This is a genomic window from Methylobacterium sp. AMS5 (assembly GCF_001542815.1).
Lineage (GTDB): Bacteria > Pseudomonadota > Alphaproteobacteria > Rhizobiales > Beijerinckiaceae > Methylobacterium.
Genome location: NZ_CP006992.1, coordinates 160,963 through 174,698, shown reverse-complemented (window position 1 = coordinate 174,698; position 13,736 = coordinate 160,963). Strand labels below are relative to the sequence as shown.

Genomic DNA, 13,736 nt, shown 5'->3' with positions numbered 1-13,736 from the left:
TCAGGGTTTCGCCCGGCCGTAAAGGGCCAGGAACTGCTCGACGGCACGGGCCGCGTCGCTCCGGATCCCGGCGGCGTCGAGATCGAGCGCGCCGCCGAGAAGAAGTCGGATCTGAATATCGCGGCCGACCAGACCGAAGAAGGTCCGGAAGGCCGCCTCGCTGTCATCGAAGGCGAGAAGTCCGGCCGCGCGGCCCGCCTCCAACACCGGCTTCACCCGCTCGCCGATGGCGAAGCGGCCGTTGGCCAGCACGATGCCGCCGAGATTGCTCTTGCGGGACCCCGCATCGGCGATGGCGATGCGGTTGAGCGCGACCGAGGTCGGGCTGGCAATGACCGCGAGCCAGCTCTCGGCGAAATCGAGGAGATTCTTGCGCAAGGCGACGGCATCCAGCCCGCTCACGACGTAGCGGCCGGCATGGACGCGCGAGGCCTGCCAGCGCACGGTCGCGGTGAGCAGGCCGTCACGGTCGCCGAACCAGCGATAGAGCGTCTCTTTCGAGCAGCTCGCCCGGCGCGCCACCGCGTCCATGGTGAGCGGATCACGTCCATCGACCATCAGCGCCAACGCGGCATCCAGCACTGCCTGCTGGCGCGGGGTGGGTGTTTCGGCCGAAAGCTCGTCGGTGATGAAGGGGCTCGCCTGCATGATCCGGTTGCTGAGCAGTACCGTACCGTACGGTACGCTCGTCTAGCCGACCCGGCCGCCTGGGACAAGCGGGGTGGGTGACATCGTCCTCACCCTCTCACGGTCACGTTTCTGTCGCCGCCTTGCGGAACCCGCTTGCCGAGCGCCCGGCCTCGGCGTATACGGCCCTCCGTCGCCACAGCGACGCCCGTGCCGCCCACCCGCGGCGGCACGCTGGGTGCTTGGGTGCGTAGCTCAGCGGGAGAGCATTCGCTTCACACGCGAAGGGTCACAGGTTCGATCCCTGTCGCGCCCACCACCAGCCCTCCACGATACATCGGTCGTTCTCTTCACAAACAGTGTCCATGCCGCCATCGGCGGGCATTTGACGCGTGCACGTCTGCGTGGTGGGTTACGCGGCGATTCGCATCATTTATGAGTTTGCGGAGACCGCCTGTTGCCGATCCTCATCATTTTCACCGCCGTCATCGTCAGCGTTTTGATCTGGCTTCTGCGGGCCCATTACGCGGTCAAGCAGCTCAAAGAAATCGATCAGGACACCAAGGGACTTCAGCGCAAGGCGAAGTCGGCCTTCGCGAATTTCGTCGGGACACCGTTGCAGCGGGTGAACGACGTGCGGCTCGCAGCCGTCATCCTGATGATCCAGATCGTGCGGACCGGCAGCCCGATCACGGCGTCCGAGAAGACCCGCATCCTCGAACTCATGGAAAAGCCGCTGGAGATCCAGACGATCTCCGCGACCTTCGAGCGGGCGTGGCGCTACACGCAGGAGCGCCTCCCGTTCTCACTCGTCGCCGACCCGCTGCTGCCGCTGTTTCGCGAAAAGCTGACGGGCGAGGAGCGGATGCAACTCGTCGACATGCTGACGAAGGTCGCCTCCGCCCATTCCGCTCCGAGCGAGCTGCAGCGCGAGGCACTGACGCGGCTCAAGCGTCGGCTGATCGCCGGCAAGCCGGAATTGGCGACAAGCCGCGCCGGCAACTTCGGATAGACCGGACGCCCCTCGAATAAAAAAGGCCGCCCCGAAGGACGGCCCGCCGTGGATCCCGCTGTCAGAGCGGGATGTTGTCGTGCTTCTTCCAGGGCTGCTCCATCTCCTTGGTGCGCAGCATCCCGAGCGCCCGGGCGATCCGCTTGCGGGTGGAGTGGGGCATGATCACCTCGTCGATGTAGCCGCGCTCGGCTGCCACGAAGGGCGATAGGAAGCGGTCCTCATATTCCTTCGTCCGCTCGGCGATCTTGTCCGCATCGCCGATCTCGGCGCGGAAGATGATCTCGACCGCTCCCTTGGCGCCCATCACCGCGATCTGCGCCGTCGGCCACGCGTAGTTCAGGTCGGCGCCGACATGCTTGGAGGCCATGACGTCATAGGCGCCGCCGAAGGCCTTGCGGGTGATGATGGTGACGAGCGGCACCGTTGCCTGGCTGTAGGCGAAGAGCAGCTTGGCGCCGTGCTTGATCAGGCCGCCATATTCCTGCGCCGTGCCCGGCAGGAAGCCCGGAACGTCGACGAAGGTGACGATCGGGATCGAGAAGGCGTTGCAGAAGCGCACGAAGCGGGCCGCCTTGCGGGAGGCGTCCGAATCGAGCACGCCGGCCAGCACAAGCGGCTGGTTGGCGACGAAACCGACGGTACGGCCCTCGACGCGGCCGAAGCCGGTGATGATGTTGCGGGCATAGGCCGCCTGGATCTCGAAGAAGTCGCCCTCGTCCACGACGCGGCGGATCAGCTCGCCCATGTCGTAGGGCTTGTTCGGGTTGTCCGGGATCAGCGTGTCGAGCGACTTGTCGAGGCGGTTGACGTCGTCGAAGCTCTCGATCTCCGGCACGCCCTCGATGTTGTTGGCGGGCAGGAAGTCGAGCAACCGGCGGATCTGGAGGATCGCCTCGACATCGTTCTCGAACGAACCGTCGGCGATCGAGGACTTCGAGGTGTGGACCTTGGCGCCACCGAGTTCCTCGGCGGTCACGACCTCGTTGGTGACGGTCTTCACCACGTCGGGGCCGGTCACGAACATGTAGCTCGTATCGCGCACCATGAAGATGAAGTCGGTCATGGCCGGCGAGTAGACGTCGCCGCCCGCGCACGGCCCCATGATGACCGAGATCTGCGGGATCACGCCGGACGCCGCGACGTTGCGGCGGAACACCTCGCCGTAGCCGCCGAGCGCCGCCACGCCCTCTTGGATGCGGGCGCCGCCGGCATCGAAGATGCCGATGATCGGCGCGCGCATCTTCAGCGCCATATCCTGAACCTTGACGATCTTGGCCGCGTGCGCCTCGGAGAGCGAGCCGCCGAACACCGTGAAGTCCTTCGAGAACAGGAAGACGGTGCGCCCGTTCACGGTGCCCCAGCCGGTGACGACGCCGTCGCCGGGGATCTTCTGCTTCTCCATGCCGAAATCGGTGGAGCGGTGCTGCACGAACATGTCGAACTCCTCGAACGACCCATGGTCGAGCAGGAGTTCGATGCGCTCGCGCGCCGTGAGCTTGCCGCGCTTGTGCTGCGCCTCGAGCCGCTTTTCCCCGCCGCCGAGACGGGCCTGTGCGCGACGCTCCTCAAGCTTCTCGAGAATGTCCTTCATGGTGCTGGCGAGACTCCCTGGGGATCGAAATCGTTTTTTGAATACAGGTCAAAGCGTAAGAGCTTGACCTTGCATCGATCGATCGCCCTTAGCACGCGTTCCCGCCCTCGGAAACGGCCGGCGACGCGGCGAGCGCATCGTCCTTTCTTCCGAACGCCGGTGGTCACCGTTCGGGCCGATGCTCGACCGCGGCCAATCCGCGTGCTTCGCGGTTGAGATGGTGGCCCCGGCCCGAAGGCTGGGGCCGCGCGCGCTCAGACCATTCGCTACGGACGAACGCGCGTCCTCAGCCCTTCTTGATCAGCGGCGCCGGCTCGACCGGTGCGGGCGGGGGTTTGGTCGCGCAGGCGGCGGCGCTCAGGGTAAGCACGGCCGTGATGGTGGCAAGGGCGATCCGCCGGGTGTTGAGTCGAAGGGTCGGCACGGTTCGTCTCCAAGAGTTGGACGACGCCAAAAATGGAACAGGAACAGGCCAACCCGATAGTGCGCCGAAGTTACACTTCGACTTGATAACGGCAGGTTATTATAATCGATCGAAGAAGAGGCATCGTGCCTTATCAGTGATCGCTACCGCATGATTCGTATGCTCGCGGCCACTCAATTGGGTCGCTGCGCCACCATCGCCGCGGTCTCGAATTCCGCACGGCGGTGGGCGAGGCGCGCTTCGGCCTCCGCGTCGCGCCCCCAGACGCCCGCTTGATAGGTCTCGTCCACATGTGCCGCCGCCCAAGCGTCGTCCGCGCTCAGACGGCCGTGCAGAACGGCGAGCGCGATCACGAGCGAGCCGGTCAGTGTCGTGAGTGTGTGGAGGGCCGCGAGGCGGAACGGGTCGTCCACCGCCTCGATTGCGGCGCGCAACGCGGCGACCGAACCCTCCGGCTGCTCGACATGCATCACCCCCTCGGCGAGGAAAAGCCGCGCGCCGAGCGTCTCGGCCACCCAAGCCACGAGCGGGTCCCAGGCCTCCGCCTGAACGGCGACGAGGCGTTCGGGCGAGCCGGCCCGGTAGGCCACGAGATCGGTGCCGGCAAAGGCGGCGAGATCCTCCGCGACCGCGGCGCGGCGCTCGACCACGCCGTCGATCGTGGTGTTGACGAGGCGGGTCAGCGGCATGGTGCGCGGGTCGATCACTTTCACTTGCGCCTCCCATTCCGCCGCGAGCGCGTCGCCCAGCACCCGATCGGGCACCATCAGCGGCCGGCGGCCCGGTGTGTTGGCACCGCGCCCGTCGAGGACGAGGCGGAAGCCGCCCTCGGTCTCCGCGAGGCCGGCCTGCGCGTAGAAGCGCTTCGGCAGCGTCGGCCCCGTACCGGCGCGAGAGGCCTGGACGCGGTCGGGCTTTCCGTCCTCGCCGGGTTCGGCCAGCCAATCACGGGTGACGTCGTCGCCTGAAGTGCTCATGGTCCGCAGATAGGATTTCTCATCGCCTCGCGCGAGTCTCCGGCGCGGCGGAGGATGCGCCTATTGGGTCGCGAGCCGTTCCGTCACCGGGCCGGGCTGCGAACCGTCCAGGGGGCCGGAGAACAGGTCGCTCAAGGTCGCAGCCGAATCGACGACCGTGACCGCACCCGCGCTGAACAGGGCGCCGGGGGTATGGTAGCCCCAGCCGACGCCGATGGCGGCCACGCTCGCGCTCCTGGCCATCATCATATCGAAGGTCGTGTCGCCGATCATCACGGTCATCGACGGTTCGGCGCCGGTCTCGGCCATGGCCTGAAGCAGCATGGCCGGATCGGGCTTGGAGGGGGCGTCGTCGGCGGTCTGGATCGTGGCGAACCAGCGCTCCCAGCCATACTTGTCCACGAGATGATCGACGCCCCGGCGCGACTTGCCGGTCGCGATGCCGAGCTGGATGTCGTCGCGGCGGTGCAGGCGCTCGACCAACTCGGCCATTCCCGGAAACAGCGGCTCCGCATAGTCGGGATCGATCCGCAGCGCCTGGAACGCCTTGCGATAGCTGTGCGAGAGCGATTCGATCGGCCCGGCCTCGCCGACGAGGCGACGGAACGCTTCGGGCAGGGACAGCCCGACGACGGACAGCGCCTCCTTGCGCGGGGGCGCGACCAGGCCATGCTCGGAGAAGGCGCGGTGCTGCGCCTCCACGATCAGGTGCTGGCTGTCGATGAGGGTGCCATCGACATCGAAGACGATCAGCTTGAGCACGGCCGGAGCATCCCGTGGCTCATGGCCTGCGAGCAGGCGCCGGCTGCGAGGCCGGGCGCCGCTCGTAACCGAGGCGGCAGCGAACGAGGAAGCGTCGGCGGACGCCGCCGGACAACCTGCGGCGGTGCGATTCGCGGTTGCACGCGGCGTAGGAGATGCGGCGTCGGCGCTCCGAGGCCCGTATGCCCTGGCCCGGAGGGCGCGCCGCCGGTGCCGCCTGAGCCGGGGGAGGAGCCGCCTTGTCGGATGCGCCTTGGGGCTGCCCCGGCGATTGTCCTTGGGGTTGCCCCGGCGCGCCATCGGCGGGAGGTGCCGCACCAGCCGGCGCAGCGGCGCAGAGTAGGCCGGCCAACGCGACGGACAACAGGGTGACGGGCCTCATGCGATCCTGAACCTCGTTGTATCGGCCCGTGGCAGGCAAAGGGCTTCAACAGTCCCGGCGGCGCCCAATGCCTCAGCCCGTCGATTCGAACTTCGGCAACGGGATCCGGGTCTGAACGCGGTGCCGATAGAAGCACCTCGCGGTGTCCTCGTCCACGCGGCGGACTGACGAAGCAAGAGTTATGGCAACAGGCCCATGTTCCAAGGCGCTCCTCGCTTTCGTGAAGCGCCTCGGATCGTTTCAGGCTTCCGGCGCTTCGACGATCGGGTCGTAGCGGGCGCTATCGAATCCGAGCAGGTTCCAGCTCTGCGCCATGTGCGGCGGCAGCGGGGCGCTGACATCGACCGGCTGGCCGGTGCGCGGATGCGGGATCACGATGCGGCGGGCGAGAAGGTGCAGGCGGTTCTGAATGCCGCCGGGCAGCTCCCAATTCTCCACGTCGAAATATTTCGGGTCGCCGACGATCGGGTGGCCGATATGCGCGGCGTGGGCCCGCAACTGGTGCGTCCGCCCGGTGACGGGTTTCAGCGACAGCCATGCCAGCTTCTGCGCCGCCTGATCGACCGTGGCGTAGTAGGTGAGCGCGTGGCTGGCGCCCTCGTCGCCGTGTTTGGCGACGCGCATCCGCGCATCGGCATCGGTCGGCTCGTCCTTGACGAGATAGGTCGAGACCCGGCCCTGGCGGGTGCGGGGCACGCCCGCCACCAGCGCCCAGTAGATCTTGCGCGCGGCGCGGGAGCGGAAGCTTTTAGCCAAAGTCGCGGCCGCCAGACGCGTCTTGGCGACGATCAGGCAGCCCGCCGTGTCCTTGTCGAGGCGGTGGACGAGGCGTGGGCGCTGCCCGTCCGGCCCGGTCAGCGCCTCCAGCAGGCCGTCGACGTGGCGCACCGTGCCCGAGCCGCCTTGCACCGCGAGGCCGAACGGCTTGTTGAGGATCATCATGTCCGCATCCTCGTAGAGGATCAGCGAACGCAGAAACTCGGCGTCCCCGTCGATCTTGGCGGCGCTGCGCGGCCTTTCGGTCGGCTGGTCGAGCTTGAGCGGCGGCACCCGCACGCTCGAACCCGGCTCCAGCCGGTCACTCGGCTTGGCGCGCTTGCCATCGACCCGCAGCTCGCCCTTGCGGACGATGCTCTGCACGCGGGTGAAGGGAAGCTGCGGAAAGCGCGCGCCGAGAAAGCGGTCGATGCGCATCCCGGCCTCGTCGGGGTCCACAGTCAGCGTCTGCACGCCGCTCGCCAGCGTCGCCGAGGCCGCAGCCCGCTGTTCGCGGCGCGTCGGGCCGGCCACGGCCTCCGCGGGCGGCGCCTTCGCCGGGTCAGGCTTGGCCAGGTCGGGCTTGGCCACGGATGACTTTGCGAAAGATGGCTTTGCGAAGGATGACTTGGGAGAGGGGGGCTTGGCAGACGGCGCTTTGGCGCGAGCGCGCGGCGCATCCGGCTTCGATGCGGCGGCTTCGGGCACGCGCTTCGGGCGCGGTGCGCCCTCAGTCGCCGCGCCGTCATCCCAGGGCGAGCGCTCGGCGGCGTCCTCGCCGCGGTTGCGGGCGGCGCGCTGCGCCGCGTCTTTGGCGGAGGTGCGCGGCCCCGTGCCGGCACGCGGCGCGAACCCGCTGGGTCCGCGTTTTGCGCCGGACCCGCGATGTGGTGGACGTCCCTTCATGTGCCGCTGCTATCACCCTGAGATGACGGCGCAAAGCGCTGCGGCCGGTTGCGTGGCAGAATCCTTGCCAACGATCCCTCGGCGCGCAGAGGCGGCGAGCCCTGGCCACCGGTACCACTTCCACTCGTCGGTGAACGGCCGGGATCGATCCGACCGTCTGCACACCCTGCGAAAGCCGCTCTCGAAAGTGGGGGCAGCAGGAGGGCGAGTGGCGCCGAACCGGTGTCTCAGGCCGCCAACCGCGCCGCCTCCAGGGTGAGGCCGAGGCCGACCGAACCGAACGTGTCGCCATCGACGACCCGCGCGCCCGGCACGCAGGCGGTCAGCGCCGCGCGCACATGCGGCAGACCGGTCGAGCCGCCGGTGAGGAACAGCGCGTCGATCCGATCGGCCGTCAGCCCGGCCTGATCGAGGCAGCGGCCGATCCGCTGCGCCATGCGACGCGCGAGGTCATCGGTATGCCCGGCCAGCCGTGCCCGATCGACATCCGCCGCGAGGCCCGATTCGACCCATTCGAGATCGACCGTGCCGGCCCCCGCATCGGAGGCGGCGATCTTGGCGCCCTCGACCGCCATGGCGAGGGAATGCCCGCGCTCCGCTTCGACGACGGTGCGCAAACGGGTCACGAGTTCCGGCCGGGCGGCATCGCGCACCACCTCGTCGATCTCGCGCAGGGTCTTGGGATTGTAGAGCCGGTTGATGCTCGACCATGTGGCGAGGTCATGGAAATAGGCGTTCGGCACCGCGAGGTCCGCACGCTTCATCGGGCTCCCGAGGCCGAGGAGCGGCATCACCGCGCCGAGGCTCAGGTTCCGGTCGAAATCGGTGCCGCCGATGCGGATGCCGTCATTGGCCAGAATGTCTTCGGCCCGCTCGTCGCGCCGATGCCGCTCGGGCGAGAGCCGGACGATGGAGAAGTCCGAGGTGCCGCCGCCGATATCGGCGATCAGCGCGATCTCCTCCGACGTCACCGTGCGCTCGTAATCGAGCGCGGCCGCGATCGGCTCGTACTGGAAGCGGACGTGGCGGAAACCGATGCTCTCGGCGATCTGGCGCAGCGTGTCTTCCGCCTTGCGGTCAGCGGCCGGATCGTTGTCGACGAAATGGACCGGGCGTCCATGCACCACGGTGTCGAGCTCGACGCCGGCTTCCGCCTCGCCGCGCGCCTTCACCTGGGTGAGGTAGCGGGCGATGACGTCGCGGAAGCGGATGCGCTCGCGCCCGACCGGCGTGGTCTCCTCGATCAGGGGGGAGCCGAGCACGGACTTGAGCGCCCGCATCAGCCGGCCGGGCGTGCCCTCGACATAGGCCTCGATCGCCCCTCGCCCGATTTGCGCCTCCTGGCCGGGTGCGAAGAAGATCGCGCTCGGCAGGGTGCGGTGCGTCCCCTCCAGCGGCACCAGGGTCGGGCGGGCGCCCGTGCCGATCCCGAGGGTGGTGTTGGACGTGCCGAAATCGAGGCCGCAGGCCGCCATGGGACCGGATCGCTTGGATTCTGAAGGGGAGGGCGGCTCCGTTACGGCCCCCGGCCACAGAGTGCAATCCCCGAAGCGATTGCCCTGCGATCTCGTTCGACCCGATCCTACGCTGCCCCGAGATAGCGGCTGCGCAGATGCGCCAGGAAATCGTCCGCCCCGAGGGGCTTTCCGGTCGCGGCGGTCAGCAGCTCGTCGGTTTCCATCAGGCTCGCGCGGGCATGGACGTTCTCCCGCAACCAGCCGCGCAACTGCGTGAAGTCTCCTTCGGCGAGCGCCGGGCGGATGCCGGGATGGGCGGCGCAGGCGGCCTTGAAGAGTTGCGCTGCGGCCAGCGCGCCGAGGGTATAGGTCGGGAAATAGCCGAAGCTGCCGCCCGGCCAGTGGATGTCCTGAAGGCAGCCGTTCCGGTCGTCGGGCACGATGAGCCCCAGCAATTCCTTCATGCCGTCGTTGAAGGCACCCGGCAGGTCGGCCACGGCGAGGTCGCCCGCGATCATCGCCGTCTCCAGGCGGTATCGCAGCAGGATGTGAGCCGGGTAGGTCACCTCGTCGGCATCCACCCGGATGAAGCCCGGCTCGACGCGGGTGTAGAGACGGTGCAGGTTCTCCGCCTCCCAGGCCGGCCCTTCGCCGGCGAACGCCTCGCGCAGGGTCGGCGCGAGGAAGGCGCAGAATTCGGCCGAGCGGCAGGCCTGCATCTCGACGAGCAGCGATTGGCTCTCGTGCAGGCTCATGCCGCGGGCCTGCCCCACCGGCTGGTGGCGCCATGCGGGCGGGCGGCCCTGTTCGTAGAGCGCATGACCGGTCTCGTGCAGCACGCCCATCAGCGCCCCGGTGGCGCTCGCCTCGTCGTAGCGGGTGGTGATGCGCACGTCGTCGGTGGCACCACCGCAGAACGGGTGCAGGCTGATATCGAGGCGCCCGCGCGCGAAATCGAACCCGGCGGCCCGCATCAGCCGCAGGCCGATCTCCCGCTGGACCGCCACCGGAAACGGGCCCGGCAGCGGCAGGGGAGGGGCACCCGCCGCCTGCCGTTCGCGCACTGCGACGACGAGATCCGGCAGGACGGCGCGCAACTCCGCGAAGATCGGATCGATGCGTGCCCGGCGCATGCCGGGGTCGTATCCGTCCAGCAGCGCGTCGTAGGGCGCGAGGCCGAGCGCCGCCCCCTTCGCCTCGCCGACGCGGCGTCGCAGCCGCAGCACCTCTTCGAGATGCGGACGCAGCCGCGCGAAATCCGAATCGCGCCGCGCCTCGCGCCAGACCATCTCGCAGCGCGTCGCCGCTTTTGAGGCCGCCTCGACCAGATCGCCCGGCACCGCCGCCGCGTGGGCATAGGCCCGGCGCATCTCGCGCAGGTTGGCCCGCTCCCATTCGCCGAGGCGACCCTCCGCCTCCGCTGCGTCGAACCGCTCGGCGTTGCGCGGGTCGGTGAGGATCTCGTGGGCGAGCACGCTCAACACGGCCAGTTGCTCGCCGCGGGTGTCGGAGGCGCCGTCCGGCATCTGGGTCTGCGTGTCCCAGCCGAGGATGCCGCTCGCATCCTCCAGCGCACCGAGGCGGGCGAAGGTGGCGGTGAGCGTCGCGTAAGCCTGCATGATCGGTCGAGATCCCTCGGTGTCGTCCCTGACACTCAATCGTCGCCGCGGCGCTCCTGCCGCAGCCGTTCCCAGTAGGCCAGCCGCTCCCGGTAGCGGGTTTCCATGCCCCGGTCGGTCGGCTCGTAGAAGTGCTGGCGCCCGAGCGCTTCCGGCCAATAATCCTGGCCCGAGAAGGCGTCGGGCTCGTCATGATCGTAGCGGTAACCCTCACCGTAACCAATCCGCCGCATCAGCCCAGTGGGGGCGTTGAGGATGGTGCGCGGCGGCGCGAGCGAGCCGGCAGCCTTCGCCACCCGCGTGGCCGCCTTGTAGGCCGTGTAGACCGCGTTCGATTTCGGTGCGCAGGCGAGATAGACGGTGACCTGCGCCAGCGCGAGTTCGCCCTCGGGCGAGCCGAGGAAGTCGAAGGCGTCCTTGGCCGCGTTCGCCACGACCAGGGCCTGCGGGTCGGCCAATCCGATATCCTCCACCGCCATCCGCACGAGGCGCCGGGCGATGAACAATCGGTCCTCGCCCGCATCCAGCATGCGGCAGAGATAGTACAGTGCCGCGTCGGGATCCGATCCGCGTACCGTCTTATGCAGCGCGGAGATGAGGTTGTAGTGCCCCTCCTGCGCCTTGTCGTAGATCGGAGCCCGGCGCTGCACGAGGGTCTGAAGCGTCTCCGCGTCGAGGATCTCGCCAGGTCGAGCCGAGCGCCACACCTCTTCCGCCAGCGTCAGCGCGGCGCGCCCATCGCCGTCCGCCATGCGGATCAGCGCCGCGCGCGCCTCCTCATCGAGGGGCAGCGGCTGGCCGTCCATCTCCTCGGCCCGGGCCAGCAGCCGGGCGAGCGCGGGCGCGTCCAATGCACGAAACAGCAGCACCCGCGCGCGCGACAACAAGGCGGCATTCAGTTCGAAGGACGGGTTCTCCGTCGTCGCGCCGACGAGCGTGACGGTCCCATCCTCCATCACCGGCAGGAAGGCATCGAGCTGTGCGCGGTTGAAGCGATGGATCTCATCGACGAACAGGAGGGTGCCCTGGCCCGTCGCACGCCGCTTGCGTGCTGCCTCGAACACCTTTCGCAGATCGGCGATGCCGGAGAAGATCGCCGAGATCTGCTCGAAATGCAGGGCGGTCTCGTGCGCGAGGAGCCGGGCCACGGTGGTCTTGCCGGTGCCGGGTGGCCCCCAGAACACGAGCGAGCCGAGGCTGCGCGAGGCGAGCAGACGCGTCAGCGCCCCGTCCGGCCCGGTGAGATGCTCCTGCCCCACGACCTCGGCGAGGCGGCGCGGGCGCAGACGATCCGCGAGCGGCCGGGGCGCACCCGTCTCAAGACTGGCGGAAACGAACAGGTCGGACATGCGTGGCATGAACACCGCGGGCCCATCGGTCCGCAAGGCCCCAACCGGCGAAGTCCCGCATCCTCTGCAAAGCCGGCTTGTGGGCCCGCCCGCCCTGTGCTAGGGCGCATCCCGTCGATACGACACCTCTGCGGAGAGGTGGCAGAGCGGTTGAATGCACCGCACTCGAAATGCGGCATGGGTGCAAGCCCATCGGGGGTTCGAATCCCCCCCTCTCCGCCATTCATCCCGAAAAGCGTTTGTTTTCAGCGATCCCCTAGGGAAACAGCGACTTCGCGGCCGTCCGGTGGTACACACGGGTGGTACACACGTGGTTCTGGCGATGTCGCGTCCCTGGCCCCATCCGAAGACCGGCGTCTTCTGGTTCCGAAGGCGGGTCCCGAAGGACTTGCTGGCCCTCGTCGGCCGGCGGGAGGAGAAGGCGAGTCTCGCGACGAAGGACGTCGGCGAGGCCAAGCGCCGCCACGCCGCGCATGCCGCCCAGGTCGAAGCCCGCTGGGCCAACTTGCGGGCCGGCGTGCGGCGGCTCAACCTGCTTGAGGTCAACGCCATCGCGGGCGAGGTCTACGACGACCTGATCGCCAAGTTCCAGGTCGGCCGGTTCTCGCCGGTCTACAATCTGGCCACGACCGGGATCATCGAGCGCTTCGTGGAGGATACCGGTTCGACGAACCGCGAGGCGTTCCTGCGACTGTACGGGCCGGAGATCGACGGTCACCTCGCCCGAAAAGGGTTGGTCGTCGATCCGGAGACGCGAGGCTCCCTGGAGTATGCAATCGCCAAGGCGATCCTTCAGGCGAACACGCAGAGCCTGAAGTATCTCGACGGGGATTTCAGCCCGGATCCGATGGCCGGGCGCTTTCCCAAGATGCCGGCCAAGCCGGTCACGGTCGCCCTGCCGCTCGACGAGTGGTTCTCGAAGTATGCCGAGGCATCGAAGCTCTCCGCCTCGACCCGGAAGCGGTGGCGGCCGGCCCTAGCGACGCTGGAGGCGTCCGTCGGTCACGACGATCTGGCGCGCGTCACGCCGGACAACATCGCCGACTGGGTCGACGCCCTGGCCACGGACGGACGCGCCGACAAGACCATCCGCGATGTCTACCTCGCTTCGGCCAAGGCGCTGTTCGGGTGGATGCTGGGCAAGCGGAAGATCGCCGCGAACCCTTGCGCCGGTTTGCGCGTGAAGGTGGTCGAGGGACCCGTCCTGCGCGAACGCTTCTTCACGGAGGCGGAGATCACGACCATCCTCGCGGCATCCCTTGCGTCCCAGCGGGGTCGCCTGAGCGCCGAGCACGCGGCGGCCCGCCGCTGGGTGCCCTGGCTGTGCGCCTACTCCGGCGCACGGGTCGGCGAGGTGACGCAGCTGCGCCGCGAGGACATTCGCTTCGAGGGCGGGGTGCGGTTCTTTCGCATCACGCCGGAAGCCGGCACGGTGAAGACGAAGCGGTTCCGCGACGTCCCGATCCACCCGCACCTGATCGAGATGGGTTTCCTTGACTATGTCGACACACGATCGAAGGAGCTGTTCTTCGACAAGGCGCGGGGCCGCGGCGGTTCGGACGCCAACCCGCTCTCGAAGAAGGTTGGGGAACGACTGGCGGCCTGGGTCCGGAAGCTCGGGATCACCGACGTCGGCGTGGACCCCAACCACGGCTGGCGGCACAGCTTCAAGACACGCGGGCGGCAGGGCGGGATGAGGGACTCGGTCCTCGACGCCATCCAGGGTCACGCACCGGACACCGAGGGCCGGAAGTACGGAGGATTCACGGTCAGGGTGATGGCGAGCGAGATGGAGCTGTTCCCACGGTACACGCTCGCTCACACGGATCGCGAGGCCGAAGTTCCCGTTTGAGCCGTTGGGAGCCTTCGAA

The 13,736-nt window shown here is 68.6% G+C and carries 11 protein-coding genes and 2 tRNA genes; 4 read left to right on the top strand and 9 right to left on the bottom strand.

What is annotated here, in order from left to right; genetic code table 11:
- On the bottom strand, window positions 1–648 hold the full coding sequence (locus Y590_RS00825) for a TetR/AcrR family transcriptional regulator (RefSeq protein WP_060768232.1): 648 nt from the start codon (window positions 646–648) through the stop codon (window positions 1–3).
- A gap of 223 nt (window positions 649–871) precedes the next feature.
- On the opposite strand from Y590_RS00825, the gene Y590_RS00820 reads away from it, so the two are divergent.
- Window positions 872–946 (top strand) — tRNA-Val (locus tag Y590_RS00820).
- Window positions 947–1,084: 138 nt separating this feature from the next.
- A complete protein-coding gene (locus tag Y590_RS00815; protein ID WP_060768231.1) occupies window positions 1,085–1,639 on the top strand; it encodes a tellurite resistance TerB family protein in 555 nt (184 codons plus the stop codon).
- Between the two features lie 61 nt (window positions 1,640–1,700).
- Here Y590_RS00815 and Y590_RS00810 read toward each other — a convergent pair whose 3' ends face one another.
- The 8 genes from Y590_RS00810 to Y590_RS00780 all read right to left on the bottom strand — a co-directional run bounded on the left by Y590_RS00810 (window position 1,701) and on the right by Y590_RS00780 (window position 11,865).
- Complete coding sequence (locus tag Y590_RS00810; RefSeq protein WP_003597263.1) at window positions 1,701–3,233, bottom strand: acyl-CoA carboxylase subunit beta; 1,533 nt, start codon at window positions 3,231–3,233, stop codon at window positions 1,701–1,703.
- A gap of 286 nt (window positions 3,234–3,519) precedes the next feature.
- A complete protein-coding gene (locus Y590_RS26895; RefSeq protein ID WP_190274581.1) occupies window positions 3,520–3,657 on the bottom strand; it encodes a hypothetical protein in 138 nt (45 codons plus the stop codon).
- A 173-nt stretch (window positions 3,658–3,830) separates the two neighbouring features.
- Window positions 3,831–4,634: an ATP12 family chaperone protein gene (locus Y590_RS00805; RefSeq protein ID WP_060768230.1), complete on the bottom strand. Its 804-nt coding sequence runs from the start codon at window positions 4,632–4,634 to the stop codon at window positions 3,831–3,833.
- A 60-nt stretch (window positions 4,635–4,694) separates the two neighbouring features.
- Complete coding sequence (locus Y590_RS00800; RefSeq protein ID WP_060768229.1) at window positions 4,695–5,396, bottom strand: HAD-IA family hydrolase; 702 nt, start codon at window positions 5,394–5,396, stop codon at window positions 4,695–4,697.
- Window positions 5,397–6,018: 622 nt separating this feature from the next.
- Window positions 6,019–7,440 carry an RluA family pseudouridine synthase gene (locus Y590_RS00795; RefSeq protein WP_060768228.1) on the bottom strand — a complete coding sequence of 474 codons (1,422 nt, stop codon included), beginning with the start codon at window positions 7,438–7,440 and terminating at the stop codon, window positions 6,019–6,021.
- 227 nt (window positions 7,441–7,667) lie between these two features.
- On the bottom strand, window positions 7,668–8,915 hold the full coding sequence (locus Y590_RS00790) for an Hsp70 family protein (protein WP_060768227.1): 1,248 nt from the start codon (window positions 8,913–8,915) through the stop codon (window positions 7,668–7,670).
- A 107-nt stretch (window positions 8,916–9,022) separates the two neighbouring features.
- Window positions 9,023–10,516: a carboxypeptidase M32 gene (locus Y590_RS00785; protein WP_060768226.1), complete on the bottom strand. Its 1,494-nt coding sequence runs from the start codon at window positions 10,514–10,516 to the stop codon at window positions 9,023–9,025.
- A 35-nt stretch (window positions 10,517–10,551) separates the two neighbouring features.
- Window positions 10,552–11,865 (bottom strand): replication-associated recombination protein A, encoded by a 1,314-nt coding sequence (locus tag Y590_RS00780; RefSeq protein ID WP_060768225.1) that lies wholly within the window; start codon window positions 11,863–11,865, stop codon window positions 10,552–10,554.
- Between the two features lie 132 nt (window positions 11,866–11,997).
- On the opposite strand from Y590_RS00780, the gene Y590_RS00775 reads away from it, so the two are divergent.
- Window positions 11,998–12,087 (top strand) — tRNA-Ser (locus Y590_RS00775).
- A 100-nt stretch (window positions 12,088–12,187) separates the two neighbouring features.
- Window positions 12,188–13,717, top strand: a complete 1,530-nt coding sequence (locus Y590_RS00770; RefSeq protein ID WP_083530720.1) for a site-specific integrase — start codon at window positions 12,188–12,190, stop codon at window positions 13,715–13,717.
- The last annotated feature ends 19 nt before the right edge of the window (window positions 13,718–13,736 follow it).

What these genes read in the sequence shown, in the direction of transcription:
- Y590_RS00825 (WP_060768232.1), bottom strand. Translation starts at nt 648, where the DNA reads ATGCAGGCGAGCCCCTTCATCACCGACGAGCTTTCGGCCGAAACACCC.
- Y590_RS00810 (WP_003597263.1), bottom strand. Translation starts at nt 3,233, where the DNA reads ATGAAGGACATTCTCGAGAAGCTTGAGGAGCGTCGCGCACAGGCCCGT.
- Y590_RS00805 (WP_060768230.1), bottom strand. Translation starts at nt 4,634, where the DNA reads ATGAGCACTTCAGGCGACGACGTCACCCGTGATTGGCTGGCCGAACCC.
- Y590_RS00795 (WP_060768228.1), bottom strand. Translation starts at nt 7,440, where the DNA reads ATGAAGGGACGTCCACCACATCGCGGGTCCGGCGCAAAACGCGGACCC.
- Y590_RS00790 (WP_060768227.1), bottom strand. Translation starts at nt 8,915, where the DNA reads ATGGCGGCCTGCGGCCTCGATTTCGGCACGTCCAACACCACCCTCGGG.
- Y590_RS00785 (WP_060768226.1), bottom strand. Translation starts at nt 10,516, where the DNA reads ATGCAGGCTTACGCGACGCTCACCGCCACCTTCGCCCGCCTCGGTGCG.
- Y590_RS00780 (WP_060768225.1), bottom strand. Translation starts at nt 11,865, where the DNA reads ATGTCCGACCTGTTCGTTTCCGCCAGTCTTGAGACGGGTGCGCCCCGG.
- Y590_RS00770 (WP_083530720.1), top strand. Translation starts at nt 12,188, where the DNA reads ATGTCGCGTCCCTGGCCCCATCCGAAGACCGGCGTCTTCTGGTTCCGA.